Here is a 20899-nt window from a genome sequence, read left to right as displayed (position 1 = left end):
GCCGCCCAACGCACGCACGACGCGCTGCTGGCGTTGTGTGATTACGTTCTCGCCCACGGCGGACTCGGTGCACCGAACCGGATACCAGCGGAGTTGGTCATCACCGTCACCGACCAAGAACTCGCCGCCCACGCCGGAATCGCGTTGACCGCCACCGGCACCCGCATCCCGATCGGTGAACTCGTCCGGCTCGCCGCCGACGCGGTGCCGCACCTGGCGGTGTTCCGGAATCACACCAGCGAAGTCCTCTACCAGGGCCGCGCGGCACGGTTCGCCAGTAAAGCGCAGCGGTTGGCGTTGTTCGCCCGCGACCGTGGTTGCACCGCCCCCGGCTGCGACCGACCCTTCGCCCAAACCCAAGCCCACCACGCACCGGACTGGATCACCCCGGGAGGGCGCACCGACATCGATGCTCTCGGCGCCGCGCGCGGGCGCCACAACCGCGCCGTCGGCACCAACCGCGGACAATGGGAGACCACCATCCTCACCGACGGACCCGATGCCGGACGCATGGCCTGGCGACCAGCCACCACCGACCAACCCTGGCGCCTCAACCCCATCCACCACCCCGGACAAGCGAAGAATCTGCATCCGCCGAATCCGCACCCGCCGGCCCGTGCGGATGCAGCCGCCGGGGACACGACACGTCTGACGGGTAGAGACCCCGATCGGCGGGTAGCGTCGTGACCGTGCTGGGACTCCCTGATGACATCACGGTTGCGCTCTTCGACCTCGACGGAGTGCTCACCGACACCGCATCGGTGCACCGCGTCGCGTGGACGGACGCGTTCAACACCTTCCTCACCCGACGAGCCGGCGGCGACATCGGAGGCCGGACCGACAGCCTCCGCCCGTTCACCGACCAGGACTACTTCGACTACGTCGACGGGAGGCCCCGAATGGACGGCGTGCGCACCTTCCTCGCGTCGCGGAGCATCACCGTCGACGACGACACCGCCGCATCGATCGCGGACGGAAAGAACGACGCCTTTCTCGCCGCGCTCGCCCGCGACGGCGTCACCGCCTACCCCGGTTCCGTCCGCTACCTGCACGCCGCCCGCGAGGCAGGGCTTCACATCGCGGTGGTGACCAGTTCCCGCAACGGCGAGCAGGTCCTCGAAGCCGCGGGACTGACGCAGTTCGTGGAACAGCGCGTCGACGGCAACACCATCGTCGCCGAGCGACTCGCGGGCAAGCCCGCGCCCGACTCGTACCTGCGGGGTGCGGAACTGATGGGTGTCGATCCCTCCGCCGCGGCGGTCTTCGAGGACGCGGTGTCCGGGGTCGCCGCGGGCGCTGCCGGTGACTTCGGCTACGTCGTGGGCATCGATCGCGTGGGCAGCGGCCAGTCGGATGCGATGAAAGCCGCCGGTGCCTCTATCGTCGTCACCGACCTCGACGATCTTCTCGCCGAGAACTGACCGCCCACCGCGCCACCGAACCGAGCAGCTACGAGCCCGAGAAGGACCGTCCGTGATCGAACCGACCACCAGCGAGCTGGCCCACACCACGCACGGCGACACGTCGAGCCACACGGACCCGGTCAACATCCCGCAGCACGGCGTGCACCCGGTGGAGGGATTCGACGTCAGCCCGTGGCAGTTGCGCTGGCGGGGACTGGACATCGACATGATCGGCCGCACCGAGACCCTGTTCGCGCTGTCGAACGGTCACATCGGACTGCGCGGCAGCTTCGAGGAAGGCGAACCCGTCGACAAGCCGGGCACCTACTTGAGCGGGTTCTACGAGTTGCGCGACCTGCCCTACGCCGAGAGCGGCTACGGCTACCCCGAGTCCGGACAGACCGTCGTCAACGTGACGGACGCCAAGATCATCCGCCTGCTCGTCGAGGACGAGCCGATGGACCTGAGGTACGGGCGCACCGTCGAGCACGAACGTGTACTCGATTTCCGCACCGGCACCCTGCGGCGCAGCACCCTGTGGACCTCCCCGACCGGGCGCACCGTCCGCATCCGATCCGAACGACTGGTCTCGTTCACCAAGCGCACCATCGCCGCGATCCACTACGAGGTGGAGCCGATCGGTGAAGACATGAAACTGGTCCTCCAGTCCGATCTGCTCGCCAACGAGCCGATGGGCGGGGCGGCCTCCGCCAAAGAGGATCCGCGGTTGGCGGCGGCGCTGGAGCGCCCACTGGTCGCCGATCTCGCGGACTGCGAAGACTTCTCCGCGGTTCTCGTCCACCACACCGCACGCTCGGGACTAGCCGTGGCGGCGGGCATGGACCACGAACTGGAACTGCCCGCATCCGCGGACACCTCGATCCGCGCAGACGGCGACCTCGCACGCCTCACCGTCGCGGCCGCCGTGCCCCAGGGCACCAAGCTGGTGCTCACCAAGTACATGGGCTACGGCTGGTCGGCCCGACGGTCGGTGCCCGCGCTGCGCGCCCAGGTGGACGCCGCGCTGGCAATGGCCAAGGAGACCGGTTGGGAGGCCCTCAAACAGGAGCAGTCCGACTACCTCGACGAGTTCTGGCTCGACGCCGACATCGAACTCGACGGCGATCCCGAACTCCAGCAGGCCGTGCGCTTCTCCCTGTTCCATGTGCTGCAGGCCGGTGCGCGCGGGCAATCGCGCGCCATCCCGGCCAAGGGGCTCACCGGCCCCGGCTACGACGGCCACACGTTCTGGGACACCGAGAGCTTCGTGCTGCCGATGCTGACGTACACGGTTCCCGCCGCCGCGGGCGAGGAACTCCGCTGGCGGCACGCCACGATGGACAAGGCCCGGTCGCGGGCCGCCGAACTCGCACAGCACGGCGCCATGTTCCCGTGGCGGTCGATCAACGGTGACGAGTGCTCCGGCTACTGGCCGGCCGGCACCGCGGGAGTCCACGTGTCCGCCGACATCGCGAACGCCACCGCCCGCTACATCCGCGCCACCGGCGACGAGGCGTTCGAGGTCGAGTGCGGCGTCGAGCTGCTGGTGGAGATCGCCAGGTTCTTCGCCGGATTCGGCCACCACGATTCGGCGGGCAAGTTCCGCATCGACGGAATCACCGGCCCCGACGAGTACACGGCGATCGTCAACAACAACGTCTTCACCAATCTCGCCGCCCAGCAGGCACTGCGCGACGCGGTCGCCGCGTGCTCGCGCCAGCCCGTCGTGGCACGACAGCTCGGCGTGACGCACGACGAGACCGCCTTCTGGACGCAGTGCGCCGACGATATGACCGTGCCCTACGACGACGCACTCGGCGTCCACCAGCAGTGCGAGTCGTTCACCAAACTCGACCGGTGGGACTTCGAGCGCTCGAAGGGCAGGTACCCGCTGCTGCTCAACTACCCGTACTTCGACCTGTACCGCAAGCAGGTGGTGAAGCAGGCCGACCTCGTCTTCGCCATGTACCTGTTCGGCGACCGCTTCACCCCTGAGCAGAAACTGGCGAACTTCGACTACTACTACCCGATCACCGTGCGCGACTCGTCGCTCTCGGCCTGCTGCGAGGCGGTCACCGCGGCCGAGGTCGGATACCTCGACCTCGCCTACGACCTGATGAGCGAATCGGTATTCACCGATCTGCACGACCTGCACAACAACGTCTCGTCGGGACTGCACATCGCGGCCCTGGCCGGCGCCTGGACCGACTGCGTCGCCGGATTCGGCGGGATGCGCGACTTCGACGGTCAGGTCACCTTCGCCCCGCGCCTTCCCTCGAAGCTCAGCTACATGTCGTTCCGCATGATGATCCGCGAATCGCGCATCGTCGTCGCCGTCGACTCCGACACCGCGACCTACCGACTGCTGTCGGGTCCGACGGTCGAACTCGCCCATCACGGTGAGCGATTCGTCCTCGGCGACGATCCGGTCACCCTCGGCATTCCACGGCTCGGGCCGCGCACCGCACCCGAGGCCCCGCCCGGATGCGAGCCGTACCAGCGCTCAGCGCGGTAGACGAATCGCGAGCACGTACAATCGGGCTACTATGCCGAGCGAGTCCTTTGGCGCGTCGTCGCCCTTCTACATCACCACCGCCATCGCGTACCCGAACGGCGCCCCGCATATCGGGCACGCCTATGAGTTCATCTCCGCGGACGTCCTCGCGCGATTCAAGGCGCTGGACGGCTTCGACGTCCGGTTCCAGTCCGGCACCGACGAGCACGGTCAGAAGATGCAGCAGACCGCGGAGAAGGAGGGCGTCTCCACCGCGGAACTGGCGAAGACCAACTCCGATCGCTTCGAGGCGCTGCACGCCGCGCTCGGCACCGATCTGAGCCGGTTCATCCGCACCACCGACTCCGACCACCACCGGGCGTCGGAGGAGATCTGGAAGCGGATGGAGGCGGCGGGCGACATCTACCTCGACTCCTACGCCGGCTGGTACGACGTCCGCGACGAGGCCTTCTTCACCGAGGACGAGACGACCGTCGACGAGGACGGCAACCGCGTTGCGACCGAGAACGGTCACGTCCTCACCTGGACCGAGGAGCAGACCTACTTCTTCCGCCTCTCCAACTATCAGGACCGTCTCCTCGCGTTGTACGACGAGCATCCCGAGTTCATCGGACCGGACGTGCGGCGCAACGAGGTCCGCAGCTTCGTCGCGGGCGGCCTCAACGACCTCTCCATCTCGCGCACCACCTTCGACTGGGGCGTGAAGGTCCCGGGCGCGCCCGAGCACGTGATGTACGTGTGGGTGGACGCCCTCACCAACTACCTCACCGGAGTCGGTTTCCCGGACGACCAGCAGACGCTGGAACGTTACTGGCCCGCCGACCTGCACATCATCGGCAAGGACATCATCCGATTCCACTGCGTCTACTGGCCGGCCTTCTTGATGAGCGCCGGCATCGACGTCCCGAAACGGGTCTTCGCGCACGGCTTCCTGTTCAACCGCGGCCAGAAGATGAGCAAGTCGGTGGGCAACGTCGTCGACCCGCACGAACTGGTCGAGAAGTTCGGGCTCGACACGGTGCGCTACTTCTTCCTCCGCGAAGTGTCGTACGGGCAGGACGGCTCCTACTCGGCGGAGGCGATCGTCTCGCGCAACAACTCCGATCTCGCCAACGAGTACGGCAACCTCGCCCAGCGCACCCTCAGCATGATCGGCAAGTACTTCGGGTCGCAGGTGCCCGAGCCGGGTCCGTTCACGGCCGAGGACCGAGCCCTGCTCGACGCCGCCGACGCTCTGCTGCCGCGCGTCCGTGAACAGTTCGACAAGCAGGCCATTCACCTCGGGCTCGAAGCACTGTGGTCGGTGCTGGCCGACGCCAACCGGTACGTCTCCGCGCAGGAGCCGTGGAAGCTCGCCAAGACCGACCTCGACCGCACCGCCACCGTGCTCTACGTATGCGCCGAAGTGGTGCGCATCGTGACACTGCTGGTGCAGCCGGTGATGCCGCAGTCGGCCTCCACCCTGCTCGATCTGCTCGCCGTCGGCTCAGATGATGCCGATCGCCGGTTCACCGCCGTCGCCGACCGGCTGACGCCGGGCACCGCCCTGCCGAAGCCCGCCCCGGTGTTTCCGCGCCAGGAAAGTCCCGCCGCGGACGCATGACTCGTGATCCGGCGCGGGGACCCTCCGCGCTCGACGTCCTCCGCTCATTCCACGCGGCCGCCGCCGATCGCGGACTGCCCGGCCCGGCCGGGCTGATCGGTGACTGGGCCGATGCCGACGCGGTGATCGCACCGTCGATCGAACTGGTCCCCGGGCTCGCGCCACCCGACCGGCCCGACGGGTACTGGTTCGGCGCACTCGGATTCCCCGTCCGGGCTGAGGAGTCCCCGCTGCCCTCGGTGGTCGGGGGCGTCACCGACGGAGTGCTGACGTTGTCGCACGGCGAATGGTCGTGGAACACCGCCACCGGTGCCCCGCTGCCGGACTGGGCCCGGGCGGCGCTGGAGGCGGCGGCTCCACCCGAGTCGAGGCGGTGGTCGGCCGAATGGGTCTCCCCCGACCGGGACCGACATCTGTTCGCCGTCCAGAAGTGCCTCAACGCCATCGCCGACGGCGAGGTCTACCAGGCATGCGTCTGCACGCAGTTCCACGGGCAGCTCGACGGCCGGCCCATCGATTTCTTCGCCGACATCGCCGCCGCCACGGCGCCGGCGAAGGCGGCCTGGTTGTCCGGTGGTTGGGGATCCGTCGCGAGCTTCAGCCCCGAGTCGTTCCTGGACCGGCGGGGCGACCGGGTGACGTCGTCGCCCATCAAAGGCACGGCTCCGGCCGCCGCCGACCCAGCGGTACTCGCCGCGTCCACCAAGGACGTGGCCGAGAACGTGATGATCGTCGACCTCGTCCGCAACGATCTCGGGCGCGTCGCGCGCACCGGATCGGTGACCGTGCCCGATCTGCTGACGGTGGTCGGCGCCCCGGGCGTGTGGCATCTGGTGTCGACGGTGGCCGCGACCCTGCGTGCGGAGGTCGGCAACCGCTCCCTGCTCGATGCCGCCTTCCCACCCGCATCGGTCACCGGAACCCCGAAGATCCGCGCGGCCGAGTTGCTCGCGGATTGGGAGGATCACGCGCGCGGGATCTACTGCGGCGCGGTGGGCGTCGCGGGCCCGGGCGGCCTGCTCGATCTCAACGTGGCGATCCGCACGGTGGCCGTCGGCCCCGACGGCGGCCTCACGCTCGGCGTCGGCGGCGGGATCACCATCGACTCGTCACCGGCGGCGGAGTGGCAGGAATGCCTCGACAAGGCGGCCTCGATCGTCGGCTTCACCGTGCATCCGGGCCCGCGTTCTCGATAGACCGCAGCGGCAGCAGCCGGGGCGACCGACCGGCCAGCGAAGCCGCGAACCCCGCGAAGGTCACGAACCAGGCCGCCGTGGCGATCCAGATCTCGACGTGCCCGATGTGATCGATCAGCGGGATACCGTTCACCGAGCCGATCTGGTGACTGCCGACTCCGTACATGCCGAGCGGGAACACGATGGCCCAGAACGAGGCGTCGTAGCGGAGTGGTATCCGGTGGCGGATATGCCGCCAGTACCCGGCGAACAGCAACGGCGGTACCAGCCAGGTACCGAACGCCCAGAAGAAGACCGACACCGATTCGACGGTTCCGCGCATCACGTCCAGCACCGGCACGTCCGCCATGCTCTCGATGTTCGCGCCCGCGACCACGGTGATCGCCGTCGCCCCCATCGCGATCCAGTACGCGCCGCTCAACTGGTCCGGTTTCGGATGGTGCATGAATATTCGCGCGGCCACGAACAGAGCCACGGCCATGTAGAGGAACACCCCGACCGCCCAGCACAGCGCGGCCAGCAGCGCGAGCTCGGCCTGACCGCTGGTGACGTGGGGCTGAACGGCGGCGGCGAGAACGGCCACCGACTGCGTCGCCACCACCCAGAGGAACCAGGTGCCGTCGGCCCGCTCGAGCTGCGACTGGCCGATGCGTGCGGTGAACGCCATCGGCGGCAGCGCATAACCCAGGACCAGCCACATCGAGGCGGCGAAGCCCAGCAGCACCAGGGCCGCGACGAGATGGCCGTCGAGCATCAGCCGGGTCCCGAGCACACTCGTCGCCGCGACGACGGTGAAGAAGCCGAAAGTGCGGTTCGGCACCCGGAGGTCGAAGACCACCGCGTCGCGATGCCGGGCGAGCCGGGCCGCATTGAGCAGCAGCAGCACGCCGAAGGCGAGACCGGTGATCCACATCAGGATCACCGACAGCAGCCGCCAGCCTTCGATCTCGGTCGCGATCGACACGATCCCGGTAGCCATCACCAGGGAGAAGTAGGCGGGATTCAGCTCGCGAATCACGTCGTCGAGACCGCGCAGCCGTGCCACGCTCACTCCCCTCGGCTCTCCAGCACGGCCTGGTACACGTCCCGCCGCGAGTAGGCGGTACCGGCGGCGGCCCGGGCGGACGCGTCCTTCAGCCGCAGCCCCGAGTCTGCGAGCCGGCGGGCCCGCTCCACCACCTCGTCGAGTCCCACCGTCTCGTCCGTCTCGGACGCTCCGGCGATCACGACGGTGATCTCGCCTTTGACGCCATCGGCCGCCCACTCGGCGAGCTCGTCGAGCCGGCCACGCCGCACCTCCTCATAGGTCTTGGTGAGCTCCCGGCAGACCGCGGCGCGGCGGTCCGGACCCAGCACATCGGCGGCGTCGGCGAGAGTCTGCGCCAGCCGGTGCGGAGATTCGAAGAACACGACCGTGCGCGGCTGCGTGCGCAGTTCGGCCAGCCAGTCCCGGCGCGCGCCCTGTTTGCGGGGAGCGAAGCCGTCGAAGCAGAACCGTTCGGACGGCATCGCCGACAGCGCCAGCGCGGTCGTCACCGCGGACGGACCCGGCAGACACGTGATCGGCAGCCCCGCGTCGGCACACGCGACCACCAGCCGGTAGCCGGGATCGCTCACCGACGGCATCCCCGCATCGGTCACCAGCAGCACCGTCGCTCCCCCGACGATCGCCTCCACCAGAGCCGGCGCTCTGGACGCTTCCACCTGGTCGTAGTAGCTGATCACCCGGCCGTTGATCTCGACGTCGAGCGCCGCCGCCAGCGCACGAGTCCGGCGAGTGTCCTCGGCGGCCACGATGTCGGCCGAACCGAGCGCCTCGCGGAGCCGGGGCGACGCGTCGCCGGGCTGTCCCATCGGAGTCCCGGCCAGCACCAGCCGTCCGGCCCCCGCTGCGCTCGACTGTCCGTCACTACTGGTCACCGACTCAGACTACTGATCCGGCTACCATCGCACAGGTGACCCCCGCCGCCATCCTCGACCGCGCGACCGCGGAAGACCGCGCGCTCACCGAAGACCTCGGCACGGCACCCGGTCCGCGCGTCCCGGAGCCGGTGTTCGGGCCCACCGACCGGCTCCGCGGCACCGTCGTCGGCGCGATCCTGGTCCTCATCGCGGTGGCCACCAGGTTCTGGGATCTGCAGCACCCGACCGACAAGGGCACACCGGTCTTCGACGAGAAGCACTACGTCCCGCAGGGATGGCAGGTCCTGACCGGCGGCAACTTCATCGAGGACAATCCCGCGTACGGCCTGGTGGTCCACCCGCCCGTGGGCAAGTGGATCCTCGCGGGCGGCGAATGGATGTTCGGCTACAACCCGATGGGCTGGCGTTTCATGTCGGCGGTCTCGGGTGTGATCATCGTGCTCGCGGTGTATCTGACGGTCCGGCGGATGGCGCGGTCGACGCTGATCGGCGCGATCGCCGGCGTCTTCGCGATCTGCGAGGGCGTGCTGTTCGTGCAGTCCCGCATGGGGATGCTCGACATCTTCCAGATCCTGTTCATCGTGCTCGCTTTCGCCGCCTTGATCGCCGACCGCGATCAGATGCGCCAGCGCATGCACCGGGTGTGGCTGCAGGGCCGGATGGACGACTCCCCCTTCGGTCCGCGCTTCGGCTTCCGCTGGTACCGGTTCACCGCCGGGGTGATGCTGGGGCTGGCCTGCGGCGTCAAATGGTCGGGCGCCTATTTCGTCATCGTGTTCACGCTGCTCTCACTGGCCTTCGACGTCTCGGCACGCCGCGCCTACCGCCTCCGGCGTCCGTGGGTCGGTGTGCTGCGACGCGACCTGATCCCGTCGGCGGCGTCACTGGGCGTGCTCCCCTTCCTCATGTACGTGGCGAGTTTCGCACCGTGGTTCTCGTCCGAGACCTCGGTCTACCGTTACGTGGTCGGAGAGAAGATCGGCACCGGCGGCCCGTTCTCCTGGGTGCCTGCGGCCGTCCGGTCGTTCTGGTACTACGAGTCGGGCATCCTCGAGTTCCACGCCGGGCTGACCAACGCGGCGGGCAATCACCATCCGTGGGAGTCGAAACCCTGGACCTGGCCCATGGGTCTGCGTCCGATGCTCTACGCCATCTCCTACGGGCCTGATCAATGCGGTGGTTCGGACTGCGTGCGTGCGCAGATGCTGATCGGGACGCCGGCGATGTGGTGGCTGTCGCTGCCGATGATCGTGTGGGCGCTCTGGCGCATCGTGTCCCGCCGCGACTGGCGCTACGCGGCGGTCCTGGCCGCATACGGCGCGGGCATCCTGCCCTGGTTCGCCGACATCGACCGGCAGATGTACTTCTTCTACGCCACGGCGATGGCCCCGTTCCTGGTGATGGGGTTGGCACTGGTCTGCGGCGACCTCCTGCGCGCCGCACCCCGCGGCGCCACATCGGAGAGACGGCTGATCAGCGTCCTGGTGGTCTCGCTGTACATCGCGCTGGTGATCGCGAACTTCGTGTGGCTCTGGCCGGTTCTGACCGGCGCGCCGATCTCTAACGTCGAATGGGGTCAGCAGATCTGGTTGCCGAGCTGGTCGTGAGCTGACGCGGTGTGACCAGCCACATCGCCAGGGCCAGCAGCACCACACAGCCCGTCACGATGAAGGCCGGGCCGAAACCGAAGACGTCTGCGACGAGACCGGTGAGGATCGGGCCCGACACCGCGCCGAGGTCGGAGGCCATGCCGTAGGCCGCGAGCGCGGATCCGCCACGCCGCTTGCCCGCCAGCATGTCGCCGAGCGCGGCCTGGTGCGTGGGTGCGAACAGGCCTGAGCCGACGCCGGCGACGGCGGTCAGCGCCAGCGCGATCCAGATGTCGGGCGAATAGCCCAGCAGCAGCGTCCCCGCAGCGGCCACGATCAGTCCGGGGATCATCACCGCTCGTCGCCCGTATCGATCCGACAACCGGCCCGACAGCAGGATCGCAATCATGTTGCCCGCGGCGTAGCACGCCAGAATGATGCCCGCCCAGGCCGTCCCGTAACCGAGCCCGTCTTGGACGAAGATCGGCACCAGTGCCACGCGGACCCCCATCGACGCCCAGCCCTGCGCGAAGTTCGAAGTCAGGATCGCGCGGTATTCGCGCTGTCGCAGCGACGCGAAGAACGCCGGCGCAGCGGGCAGGACCGCGTCGGCCGCGTCGGCGCGCTGCGGCTCGGGCGGAGGGGGCATGAACGTCGCCACCACAGCGGTCGCGACCAGCAACGCGATCGCGTACACCACGAACGGCAGACGGAGACCGAAGTCCACCAGCGCCGCACCGATCAGCGGTCCGGTGAGGTTGCCGACGAGAAAGCCCGCCGAGAAGTATCCGGAGGCCCGTCCCCGAACCTCCTGGGGCGAGAGCCGGATCAGCAATGCCATCGCCGAGACGGTGAACATCGTCGAACCGATGCCGCCCGCCGCCCGGAACACCAGCAGTTGCCAGTAGCTCTGCGCGAACGCGCAGGCCGCGGTGCTCAGCGCGACGATCAGCAATCCGGTCAGGTAGATCTTGCGTTCCCCGAGGATCGTCACCAGACGGCCGCCTGCGGGCGCGAACAGCAGCCGCATCAGCGCGAACGCCGAGACCACGAACCCGGCCGCCGCCGACGACACGTCGAAGGTCTTGGCGAAGATCGGCAGCGCCGGGGCGATGAGACCGAAGCCGAGCGCGATCACGGCGTTCGCGATCAGCAGGATCCACAGTCCGCGAGGCAGGTTCTTCATTGTGGACTCAGATTATCGGGTGCGCGCGACCGGCCCGCTCATCCGGTCGGCGACGGTCGGCGGCCGCCGCGAACGTGCAGGAGCCGGGCGCTTCCGCGCCCGGCTCCTGTCGAAACCCTGTCTCGCTACCGACGCTGCCGTCAGCGGCGGACGATCATCACCGGCACCTGCGCGTGATGGAGCACCTTCTGACTGCGCGATCCCAGCAGCAGTCCGGTGAAGCCGCCGCGGCCACGGCTGCCCATGACGATCAGCGAGGCCTTGTCGCCCGCGGCGTCGAGGATCGCCTTCGCCGGCTCCTCCGGAACCACCACGCGCTCCACCTCCACATCTGGGTAGTCCTGGCCGTATCCGGCCATGCGCTCGGCGACGGCCTCGACCGCCTGCTGCGACATCTCGTCGATCTCCTGCTCGTCGAGACCGAAACCGTGCAGGGCGTCGGCATCGAGCGGAGTCCAGGTGTGCACGGCGACCAGCTTCTTCTTCCGCAGATCGGCCTGGCGGTACGCCTCGGCCACCGCCGGGTCGCTGATCTTGGAGTCGTCGACGCCCACCACGACCGGTCCGTCACCGCCGAGGGCCCCGCCGGGTACGATCACGACGCGGCCCTTCGAGTGCGCGGCGACGCTGGTGCTCACCGAACCGAGGAACAGACCCTTCACACTGCTCAGACCGCGCGTGCCGAGCACGGTGATCTGGGCGTGTTCGCCGAGTTCGAGGAGCACGCGAGCGGCGTCTCCCTCGACGATCGAGCCGTTCAGCTTCACGTCCGGAGCCACCTCGCGAGCGGTGGCGGCGGCCTCCTGCACGAACCCGGTTGCTTCGCTGCGGATCGCGTCGATCACATCCTGCGGGATCACGAGGCCGGGGGCGTAGTCACTGGTGGTGGAGCTGTATGCGGCGACGATCTTCAGATCGAGGTCCTCGAGGGCAGCCGCGGCAGCTGCCCACCGAACCGCATTGGTCGATTCGGGCGATCCGTCTACGCCGACCAGAATCAAGCTCATTTGCGACTGCTCTCCTTCACACCGGCCCGGAGCCCTTGTGTCGGCTTCCGTACTAAGCCTCGGCTCCCATTGTTCACCAAGAGCCCGGCCGCCGCATCGGTACTAGGTCCGGGTGTGTCGATCCGTACAATAGAGGTCAAACGTCCCCAACCCGACGCAATCGAGGTGTCCTGACGATGTCGACCACCACCGCCCCGCGCGAGATCCGCGACGCGGCGACGCATGTCTGCGTCACCGTCGCACTCGGAGTCGTGGTGCTGATCGCGGCGATGTCGACCAGCGGCGGACTCAACGAGTTCTTCATCCTCGCCGCCCCGAGCGTCGTGATCCTCGGGACCCTGGCGGCGATGGTCCGGACCTACCTGAACTGGAAATCGGGCGGCCGGTGGCAGATCTGGCAGGGTGCGACGTGGTTCCTGCTGGCGCTCTCGCTTCTCTGGTTCACCGGCGCACTGCCCAGCGTCATCGTGGACTGACCGGGCCGCAGCCGCTCACCGGTTCGCCTGCGCGTCGAGGCTGATCTCCTCCGCGTCGAGGCGCGCGAGCGCGGAGGTCAGGGCCTCCGAGCTGTAGGCCCCGCGGTCGCGGAGATCGATGAGTTCGGCACGCTGGCGGTCGATGATGACGCGTCGGACGCGCCGCATCTCGACCGCGTTGCGCAGACGCCGGTCCAGGACGTCGCCGGTGGGGTCGCCGTCGTCGGAGGCCTCCAGCGAGCGCACCTGTTCCACATTGCGGGCGAGCATGCTGTCGGAACAGACAGCGGGGTCGGTGAGCACTTCGACGCTGATGGAGGCCATCTCCCGGTTCAGCCGCTGCAGTTCACGCGCCGCGTCGGCACGGTGGTCGGGCAGCCTCATCCATTTGATGAACGCACCCAGCGTGCTGCCCTGGATCATCAGCGACCCGGTCGCGACGACGAAGGCGACGAGTACCAACAGCGAACGGTACGGCGTGTCGGCGGGGAGGGTCTGCGCCGCGGCCAGCGTGACGACACCGCGCATCCCCGCCCAGACCACCACGTGTCCTTCGCGGAAGCCGATCGACTCGGTCCGGTAGTACTCGATGTCCGCGAGCCGCCGGTCGATCCGGCGCTGGAACCGCCGCGTCAGCCGGTCGGCGGCCGCGTCGGGATCTCCCAGTCGGTCCTGCATCTGCTCGAGAATCGGCTCCCGGGCGATCACCCTGCGCGACCGCCGGGAGATGGCCGCGACCAGGGTCATCACGAATCCCCACCGGATCACCATCAACAGCACGAACGCGATCGCCGCGGGCCAGAAGGCGTGGATGACGCTTTCGTGGCTCGCCGTCACATCCATCACCAGGGCCTTCAGTTCGAGTCCCATGAGCAGGAAGACGCCGCCCTCCAAGAGCAACTCGACGGTTCGCCACGTCTGCTGGTCCGACTGCCGGTGCGCCGCGGTGAGCCTGCGCACCGACCCTCGGCCCGTCACCAGTCCGGCGGCCACCGCGGCCACCAGTCCGGAGGCGCCCATGATCTCGGTCGGCACGTACGCGATGTAGGGCGCGGTGAACGAGACCGCCGTCGCCACCGCGGCGTTCGAGATGCGCGCGCGGGCGACGATGAAGACCCAGCCCACTGCGCCGCCGACGATGACGGCGCCGATGATCGCCCAGACGAACGAGAGGGCCACGCCCACCATCGACAGTCCGCCCGCCATCGCGGCGATCGCGGCGCGGAGCACCACCAGCGCGCTCGCGTCGTTGAACAGACTCTCCCCCGAGAGCACCGTGATGAGCCGCTGCGGCGCACCGACCCGTTTGACGGTGGTGGTCGCGACCGCGTCGGTGGGACTGAGAATCGCACCGAGCGCCACGCCGGTGGCGTAATCCGCGTCCGGCAGTATCAGCATGAAGAGCAGTCCCAGCAGGAGCGCGCTGATCACGACCAGCACGATCGACAGTCCGCTGATCGCCTGGAAGTCGCGCTTGAAGTCCATCGCGGGCAGCGCCACGGCCGCGGCGTACAGCAGCGGCGGAAGCACGCCGATCAACACGACCTCCGGATCCACCCAGATAGGCGGGACTCCCGGCAGGTAGCTCACGGCGACCCCGAAACCGACCAGCAGCAACGGCGCGGCGATCCGCACACGGGGGGCGAGTTGGTTGGCGCCGGCGACCGCCAGCACGCACACGACGACGATTCCCACGATCTCCACGCGGTCATTCTCCCTTGCCGGCGGTGTGACCCGCGACACCGCCATATGTCCACGCTGACTGTGCCATCGAACATTGACAAGATCGGGCTGCGGTGCGACGCTTGGGACAACAAGTTCTACTTCGGCGGCCTTCGTCCACCGACGCAAGTCAGGAGAAGACAATGACGTCCACGCAGCCCCGGCCCACCACGTACACACCGCCTGCCAAGCAGGACACCGGGACCGACTACCAGCAGGTCCTCGAGGACCTCTCGACCGCGTCGGTCCGGCGCAACTTCGACCCCTACATCGACATCGACTGGGACGCGCCGCACATGGCCGTGATCCCGAACGATCCGCGGTGGATCCTCTCGTACAAGGTGGACCCGATCGGCCGGCATCCCTGGTACCAGAGCCTCCCCAAGGAGAAGCAGATCAAGATCGGCATGTGGCGCCAGGCCAATGTCGCGAAGGTCGGTCTTCAGTTCGAGTCGATCCTGATCCGCGGCCTCATGCAGTACGCCGACCGCCTCCCGAACGGTGACAAGCGGTTCCGTTACACCACTCACGAGGCCAAGGAGGAGTGCAACCACACCCTCATGTTCCAGGAGCTGGTGAACCGCATCGGCATGGACACCAAGGGAATGCGCTGGTGGCTGCGCCGTGCATCGCCGATCATCCCGCTGTTCTCCACCTTCTGGCCGACGATCTTCTACTTCGGCGTCCTGGCGGGCGAAGAGCCGATCGACCACATCCAGAAGGACTTCCTGCGCGCACGCGAGGAACTGCACCCCGCGATGTCCGCGGTGATGGAACTCCACGTGGCCGAGGAGGCCCGGCACATCTCGTTCGCGCACAACCACCTGCGCAACACGGTCCCCCGCAAGGGCCCGATCACCAAGTTCGCACTGTCGATCGCGATGCCGATCGTCATGCGCGTGCTGTGCAGCGCGATCGTGGTTCCGCCGAAGGACTTCGAGCGCGAGTTCGACGTGCCGAAGAGCGTCATGAAGGACATCTTCTGGAAGTCGGAGCAGTCGCAGATCTTCCTGTCCGGCGTGTTCGGCGACGTCCGCATGCTCGCCGAGCAGTGTGGCCTGATGAACCCGGCCTCCCGCCAGGTGTGGCGCGCGATGGGCATCGACGGCCGTTCCTCTCGCTACCGCAGCGAGCCCACCTACAACGCGAGCTGAACAGACAACAGTGCCTCACGTCATCACGCAGGCCTGCTGCGGCGACGCCTCGTGCGTCTACGCATGCCCGGTCAACTGCATTCATCCCACTCCAGACGAGCCTGACTTCGGCATCTCGGAGATGCTCTACATCGATCCGTCGACGTGTGTCGACTGCGGTGCGTGCGTCAGCGCGTGCCCGGTCGGCGCGATCGTCCCGGGGCACCGACTTCCCGAGGAGGCCGCGCGCTTCGCCGACGTGAACGCCGGTCACTACCCGGATCCGGCGCCGACCGAGACGCGCTTCCCGGTCCGCACCGACTGGCGGCTGCCGATGGCGCCCATCGTCAAGCCCGCGGCGCTGGGCGGCGCGACACCCGACGAACTGCGCATCGCGATCGTCGGCTCGGGACCGTCGGCCATGTACGCCGCCGACGAGCTTCTGAAGCATCGCCAGGTCAGGGTCACGGTGTACGAGCGTCTGCCGGAACCCTTCGGTCTGGTCCGCTTCGGCGTCGCGCCCGATCACCTGTCCACCAAGACGGTGACCGACCTCTTCAACGAGATCGCGCGTCATCCGAACATCCAGATCCTGCTCAACACCGAGATCGGCCGCGACGTCTCGCTCGACGAGCTCCGCAGTGCTCACCACGCAGTGCTGTGGGCGGGCGGAGCACCCACCGACCGGCCGTTGCAGATCCCCGGTGTGGATCGCGAAGGCGTGCAGAGCGCCACCTCGGTGGTCGGCTGGTACAACGGCCACCCCGATTTCGCGTACGCCGCACCGGATCTCTCGGCCGAGCGAGCGGTCGTTATCGGCAACGGCAACGTGGCCCTCGACGTCGCGCGGATCTTCACCGCCGACACCGATCGGCTCGCACCGACGACGATCGATCCCACCGCCTTGGCGGCACTGCGCGCATCCAATCTGCGCGAAGTGGTTGTGGTGGCGCGCCGCGGTCCCGAGCACGCGGCGTTCACGCTCCCGGAGCTGATCGGCCTCGCCGACGGTCCCGCGCGAGTGTGGGTCGATCCCGCCGAGTTGTCCGGTGTCGACGCGACGAACATCGACGACCCGACGGTGGCGGCCAAGGTGAATCTACTGCGGGAGATCTCGCAGCGGAGCAAGCCCGCCGAGCCCTTCATCCGGCTGTCGTTCGGGCTCACCCCGGTGGAGATCCTGGGCGACGGGCATGCCTCCGGAGTCCGGTTCGTCAAGACCGGCGGCGACGAGGAGTCGGTGATCGACGCGGGTCTGGTGCTCACGGCCATCGGTTACCGCGGTCGCCCCGTTCCGGGTCTGCCCTTCGACGACGAGAAGGGCACGGTCGCGAACGTCGCCGGCCGCGTGGTGGAGAACGGCGAGGCGATTCCGGGCCTGTACGTGACCGGATGGATCAAGCGCGGCCCGACCGGATTCATCGGCACCAACAAGACCGACTCCGGCGAAACCGTGGCGAATCTGCTCGCGGACGCCGAGGCCGGCGCCCTCCCCCGGCCCGGAACCGCACCGGTCCCGGCCTGACCCGAGAGGAGACGGGCCACGCCGGCCTGTGGATGAACGATGGAGCCGAACAAGCTCCGCGTGCGTCTAACGAATGAAGAGTTCATCTCGATCATTCGGAGGCGTCCATGGGATTCGGCATCACTCCCGATCAACTGAACAGCATCGTCGCCCTCTGGCGACGGTCCAGCGATGAGATCGCCGGCCTCGACTGCGAGGCCGGCGATCTGTCTCTGGCGGGCAGCCGGTCGGCGGAATCACTGCGAGCGTGCGCCGCAGCGGTGCACGACGCCGCCGCAGCCCTCTCACGGCACCTCGCCGGCTCGGCCGCGGCGCTCGAGAAGTTCAACACGACGACGGTGGAGTCGGACCGGGCCTGCGCCGCCGACCTCGCCGCCCTCCGGAGGCCGCGGTGACCGGCGTCGCCCAGGTTCTCCGATGGCGTCCGGAGACCCTGCTGGCCACGGCCACCGCTTTCGACGTCGGCGGTGAGAGCGTCGCCAACACCGCCGATGCCGTCCGCCGGTCCTTCGACCTCGATCCGACCTGGTCGGGAGTGACCCGAACCAGTGCCGGGCACCGCGTCGACGCCGAAGTCACGGCGCTGCATCGATTCGAGCGGACGCTCGTCGACCTCTCCGACGCCACGCGAGAGGGACACGGACGGCTGTCCGCGGTGCGCGACCGCATCGTCGGCCAGATCCGCACGGCGCGGAGCTCGGGCTTCAACATCGGCGACGACGGCGCCGTCGCCCACCCGGATCCTCGACGTCGCGCGGACGCCGACTATCTCACCGAGCGGATCACCGCCCTCCTCACTGAGGCCGACGCCGCCGACACCGCGCTGAGCGGCAGGCTCACGATGCTGATGCGGCACCTCGACGGGTCGGGGAACGTGGTGCCCCTCCCGATCGGCGGATACGCTGAGGCCACCGAAGCGGGCCGACTGCTGGACCTGATGCCGCCGGACGTGGTGGAACGGTACTGGGAATCACTCGCTCCGGCGCAGCGACGCAATCTCATCGATTCCGTGCCGGAGGTTGTCGGGAACCTCAACGGCATCGACTTCGCCGACCGCGCGGAGGCCAACACCATCTCGATTCAGCGGACGCTCGACGCCGAAGTCGCGGCCGGCCGGCGCGACGGTGCGAAAGCCCGACAGCTGCGCGCCCTCCTGCGTCCCGCACCCGACCCGCTGCATCCCGGCAGGTCGGTTCCGCGGACCTTTCTGGGTTTCCGCGACGTGGGAGACGGCCGGTTCATCGAACTCGTCGGAGATCTGACAGCGGACGCCACCGGCGCGGCGGTGCTGGTCCCCGGCACCGGAACCGGGTTACACAGCGTCGACGTCTATCGGCGGCGCGCAGCCAACCTGTCGCACGCCAGCGGCGCACCGGTGATCGTCTACGCCGACGGCCCGCTGCCGCAGAAATTGATCGACGCCGATCTCAGCCCGATCGCGGGCACCGCCTCCGACGCCGAGCCCGCACGCCGGATGGCGCCGGGCCTGGTGGAGTTCGCCGCGGCGCTCGACCGGCAGATCGACGCGTCGGGGCTCGACCTGAAGACCACCGTCATCGGACATTCGTACGGCGGAGCCGTGGTCGGCACGGCGGAACAGTCGGGGCTGCGATCCGATCGCGTGGTGTACGCCTCGTCGGCGGGCACCGGTGTGGAGGACCGGCCTTGGAACAACGCCGAGCCGCACGTCCAGCGGTACTCGCTCACCCCGCCCGGTGACCCGATCCAGTACTGGCAGCAGATGGGCTCATCGGTCCACGGCGGCGATCCGGACACCGCGCCGGGTGTGACACGGCTCGACACCGGGAACTACAGCGACGGCACGCCGGTAGCGGGACGCTCCGCGCACTCGGGCTATCTCGACGACGAGGGTTCCGGGGCGATGCGGGCGATGGCCGCCGTGGTGGCCGGGCGCTGTCCGCCCCCGTACATCGAACGCGCCCCGGATATCGACGCCGCGCAGGACGCCCTCGACGTCGTCGGCGGATGGATCGAGGAGGGGCTGAGCCTGGTGACGCCCGGAAGATGACTCCGCCGAGGCCCATGGAGGCCCATCGGGATCTCAGCCGAATACGTGGGGATCGGCGGCTTCGGTGTGCCGCGCCCATCCGGGATCTCCGGTCTTCGCGAACCGCACCCACGCCGCGTGCATCGCGTCGGCGACCGACTGGTCCGGGTCCGGTCCGGTGAGCGCGTGAGCCGCTTCCAGGTGATCGAAGACGAAGGGCAGCTCGACGGCGTGTCCGGCCCGGATGTCGCACACGGGGCTCTCCCAGGCGAACTCGTAGAGGTATGTCGGCGACTCGGGACGCAGTTCGGCGAGTGCTCTGGTGGGGTCGGCGAAGGCGATCGCCGTGATCGCCTCGCATAACGCATCCCCGGCGCTCACCCCGTCGGCGAGCCGTTCGTCCAGCAGTGCGGTCGGCATTCCGGCACGTGAGAGCATCGCCCGCGCCATCTCGGGAGTCGCCGCCTCGAGCACTCCGGTCGGAGCGAAGAAGAACCGGAACTCGGTGGCGTTCCAGCCGGCGAGCAGCCCGATCCCCGCGCCCGCGCCGTCGGCTATCCGATTCTGCGGAATGTCGGGCAAGATCTCGCCGTCGAGGACCGGGAAAATGTTCATGATGCCCATGCCGATGTCGGTGACGGTCTTGCCCCAGATCTCCGGGTCGGGGTTCATCGTGAACTCGAGGACCGCCTGAGTCTGCGCCTTCAGCAGATCCGCCGTCGGTATCTCGCCGAACGCGGCTGCGGCATGGGGGACTCCGAGCCGCTCGGCGAGTCGCGCGGTCACCTTCCGGGCGTCGTCGACGTCGGCCACCGTGATGCCGTTGCCGCTCTGCATCGCGGCCCGCCCGAACAGGCCGGTGACCCGTGGTGACGACAGCAGCGACGCGACACTCATCGCCCCCGCAGACTCACCGAAGATCGTCACGTTCGCCGGATCGCCGCCGAAGGCGGCGATGTTGTCGCGCACCCACTCCAGCGCCGCGATCTGATCGAGCAGTCCCCGGTCGTCCGGCGCGTCCGGGAAGGCGCCGAATCCCGGAACTCCCAGACGGTAGTTGACGCCGACGCACACCACACCGTCACGCGCGAACGTGTCGCCGGCATAGATCGCGATCCGGTTCGATCCTCGGGCGAAGGCACCGCCGTGGATCCAGACCATCACCGGCAGTCGACCTTCGGACGAAGGATCCGGAGTCCACACGTTCAGGTTCAGATAGTCGTCGCCGAGTTCGACGACGTTGTCGAGGATCGCGGCTATCGGTGCCGGATACCCGACCTGTGGTGCGGTGGGACCGTAGGAGGTGGCGTCGCGGACGCCGTCCCACGGCTCGTGCGGACGCGGTTCCTGAAAGGCGGCGGCCCCGACGGGCGGTGCGGCGTAAGGGATTCCGAGGAACGCGGCGACGCCGCCGCGGATCCTTCCGCGGACACGCCCGGTGGTGGTCGAGACCACCGGGGAACCGTCGCTCGGAAGTCCGGACGCACCGCCGCGTGCAGATGAGGTGTGGGTCACATGTCCACGCTACCCGGCGCGGCGGTCGGTCACCCGTTGCGCGCGAGCCGGATTCGAGGTCGGCGGCTTCGGCCGAAACCGGCCTCACGTCTTATAGG

17 protein-coding genes are annotated in these 20899 nt (G+C 68.6%); 11 read left to right on the top strand and 6 right to left on the bottom strand.

The genetic code is table 11. The features are described 5' to 3' along the window. From GSI01S_RS02520 to GSI01S_RS02500, 5 genes are all read left to right on the top strand, one after another. On the top strand, positions 1-687 hold a 687-nt coding region (locus tag GSI01S_RS02520), incomplete at its 5' end, for an HNH endonuclease signature motif containing protein (RefSeq protein ID WP_006894780.1). Positions 688-689: 2 nt separating this feature from the next. Then, a complete protein-coding gene (locus GSI01S_RS02515; RefSeq protein ID WP_039866753.1) occupies positions 690-1421 on the top strand; it encodes a beta-phosphoglucomutase family hydrolase in 732 nt (243 codons plus the stop codon). Positions 1422-1548: 127 nt separating this feature from the next. After that, positions 1549-3918 carry a glycoside hydrolase family 65 protein gene (locus GSI01S_RS02510; protein WP_039866751.1) on the top strand — a complete coding sequence of 790 codons (2370 nt, stop codon included), beginning with the start codon at positions 1549-1551 and terminating at the stop codon, positions 3916-3918. 31 nt (positions 3919-3949) lie between these two features. Further along, complete coding sequence (metG, locus tag GSI01S_RS02505; protein ID WP_006894775.1) at positions 3950-5521, top strand: methionine--tRNA ligase; 1572 nt, start codon at positions 3950-3952, stop codon at positions 5519-5521. Next, a complete protein-coding gene (locus tag GSI01S_RS02500) occupies positions 5518-6717 on the top strand; it encodes an aminodeoxychorismate synthase component I (RefSeq protein WP_006894774.1) in 1200 nt (399 codons plus the stop codon). Before metG ends, GSI01S_RS02500 begins: the two co-directional genes overlap by 4 nt. On the opposite strand, the gene GSI01S_RS02495 is transcribed toward GSI01S_RS02500, so the two are convergent. Both GSI01S_RS02495 and rsmI read right to left on the bottom strand, forming a co-directional pair. Continuing rightward, positions 6686-7762 (bottom strand): tellurite resistance/C4-dicarboxylate transporter family protein, encoded by a 1077-nt coding sequence (locus GSI01S_RS02495; protein ID WP_006894773.1) that lies wholly within the window; start codon positions 7760-7762, stop codon positions 6686-6688. The two genes, GSI01S_RS02500 and GSI01S_RS02495, sit on opposite strands and share 32 nt — an antisense overlap. Before the next feature lie 2 nt (positions 7763-7764). Next, entirely contained in the window at positions 7765-8637 is an 873-nt protein-coding gene (gene rsmI / locus GSI01S_RS02490; RefSeq protein ID WP_006894772.1) for a 16S rRNA (cytidine(1402)-2'-O)-methyltransferase, read from the bottom strand. A 35-nt stretch (positions 8638-8672) separates the two neighbouring features. Between rsmI and GSI01S_RS02485 the strand changes: the two genes are divergently transcribed. Then, complete coding sequence (locus GSI01S_RS02485) at positions 8673-10247, top strand: dolichyl-phosphate-mannose--protein mannosyltransferase (protein WP_006894771.1); 1575 nt, start codon at positions 8673-8675, stop codon at positions 10245-10247. Here GSI01S_RS02485 and GSI01S_RS02480 read toward each other — a convergent pair. Both GSI01S_RS02480 and GSI01S_RS02475 read right to left on the bottom strand, forming a co-directional pair. After that, complete coding sequence (locus tag GSI01S_RS02480) at positions 10201-11415, bottom strand: MFS transporter (protein WP_006894770.1); 1215 nt, start codon at positions 11413-11415, stop codon at positions 10201-10203. The genes GSI01S_RS02485 and GSI01S_RS02480 overlap by 47 nt on opposite strands. A gap of 140 nt (positions 11416-11555) precedes the next feature. After that, the gene (locus tag GSI01S_RS02475) at positions 11556-12422 is read right to left on the bottom strand and encodes a universal stress protein (protein ID WP_006894768.1); all 867 of its coding nucleotides are present in this window, start codon (positions 12420-12422) and stop codon (positions 11556-11558) included. Between the two features lie 176 nt (positions 12423-12598). Here GSI01S_RS02475 and GSI01S_RS02470 point away from each other — a divergent pair, with 176 nt between their 5' ends. Continuing rightward, positions 12599-12898 (top strand): hypothetical protein, encoded by a 300-nt coding sequence (locus tag GSI01S_RS02470; RefSeq protein WP_006894767.1) that lies wholly within the window; start codon positions 12599-12601, stop codon positions 12896-12898. A 15-nt stretch (positions 12899-12913) separates the two neighbouring features. Here the strand turns inward: GSI01S_RS02470 and GSI01S_RS02465 are convergent, their stop codons facing one another. After that, positions 12914-14602 carry a cation:proton antiporter gene (locus tag GSI01S_RS02465; RefSeq protein ID WP_006894765.1) on the bottom strand — a complete coding sequence of 563 codons (1689 nt, stop codon included), beginning with the start codon at positions 14600-14602 and terminating at the stop codon, positions 12914-12916. A 161-nt stretch (positions 14603-14763) separates the two neighbouring features. Here GSI01S_RS02465 and GSI01S_RS02460 point away from each other — a divergent pair, with 161 nt between their 5' ends. The 4 genes from GSI01S_RS02460 to GSI01S_RS02445 all read left to right on the top strand — a co-directional run bounded on the left by GSI01S_RS02460 (position 14764) and on the right by GSI01S_RS02445 (position 19307). Next, positions 14764-15774 (top strand): AurF N-oxygenase family protein, encoded by a 1011-nt coding sequence (locus GSI01S_RS02460; protein ID WP_006894764.1) that lies wholly within the window; start codon positions 14764-14766, stop codon positions 15772-15774. A 10-nt stretch (positions 15775-15784) separates the two neighbouring features. Continuing rightward, positions 15785-17278, top strand: coding sequence for an FAD-dependent oxidoreductase (locus GSI01S_RS02455; RefSeq protein WP_006894763.1), 1494 nt, complete (start codon positions 15785-15787; stop codon positions 17276-17278). Positions 17279-17385: 107 nt separating this feature from the next. Beyond that, positions 17386-17673, top strand: coding sequence for a hypothetical protein (locus GSI01S_RS02450; RefSeq protein ID WP_006894762.1), 288 nt, complete (start codon positions 17386-17388; stop codon positions 17671-17673). After that, on the top strand, positions 17670-19307 hold the full coding sequence (locus tag GSI01S_RS02445; RefSeq protein ID WP_006894761.1) for an alpha/beta hydrolase: 1638 nt from the start codon (positions 17670-17672) through the stop codon (positions 19305-19307). The genes GSI01S_RS02450 and GSI01S_RS02445 overlap by 4 nt, the downstream gene beginning before the upstream one ends. Positions 19308-19340: 33 nt before the next feature. Here GSI01S_RS02445 and GSI01S_RS02440 read toward each other — a convergent pair whose 3' ends face one another. Then, on the bottom strand, positions 19341-20801 hold the full coding sequence (locus GSI01S_RS02440; RefSeq protein ID WP_051999585.1) for a carboxylesterase/lipase family protein: 1461 nt from the start codon (positions 20799-20801) through the stop codon (positions 19341-19343). Positions 20802-20899: the final 98 nt, after the last annotated feature.

Source organism: Gordonia sihwensis NBRC 108236, from assembly GCF_000333035.1.
GTDB classification, from domain to species: Bacteria; Actinomycetota; Actinomycetes; order Mycobacteriales; family Mycobacteriaceae; genus Gordonia; species Gordonia sihwensis.
The sequence above is the reverse complement of the archived record's forward strand: the minus strand, read 5'-3'. Positions and strand labels throughout refer to the sequence as shown.

What these genes read in the sequence shown, in the direction of transcription:
- GSI01S_RS02460 (WP_006894764.1), top strand. Translation starts at nt 14,764, where the DNA reads ATGACGTCCACGCAGCCCCGGCCCACCACGTACACACCGCCTGCCAAG.
- metG (WP_006894775.1), top strand. Translation starts at nt 3,950, where the DNA reads ATGCCGAGCGAGTCCTTTGGCGCGTCGTCGCCCTTCTACATCACCACC.
- GSI01S_RS02480 (WP_006894770.1), bottom strand. Translation starts at nt 11,415, where the DNA reads ATGAAGAACCTGCCTCGCGGACTGTGGATCCTGCTGATCGCGAACGCC.
- GSI01S_RS02500 (WP_006894774.1), top strand. Translation starts at nt 5,518, where the DNA reads ATGACTCGTGATCCGGCGCGGGGACCCTCCGCGCTCGACGTCCTCCGC.
- GSI01S_RS02450 (WP_006894762.1), top strand. Translation starts at nt 17,386, where the DNA reads ATGGGATTCGGCATCACTCCCGATCAACTGAACAGCATCGTCGCCCTC.
- GSI01S_RS02475 (WP_006894768.1), bottom strand. Translation starts at nt 12,422, where the DNA reads ATGAGCTTGATTCTGGTCGGCGTAGACGGATCGCCCGAATCGACCAAT.
- GSI01S_RS02470 (WP_006894767.1), top strand. Translation starts at nt 12,599, where the DNA reads ATGTCGACCACCACCGCCCCGCGCGAGATCCGCGACGCGGCGACGCAT.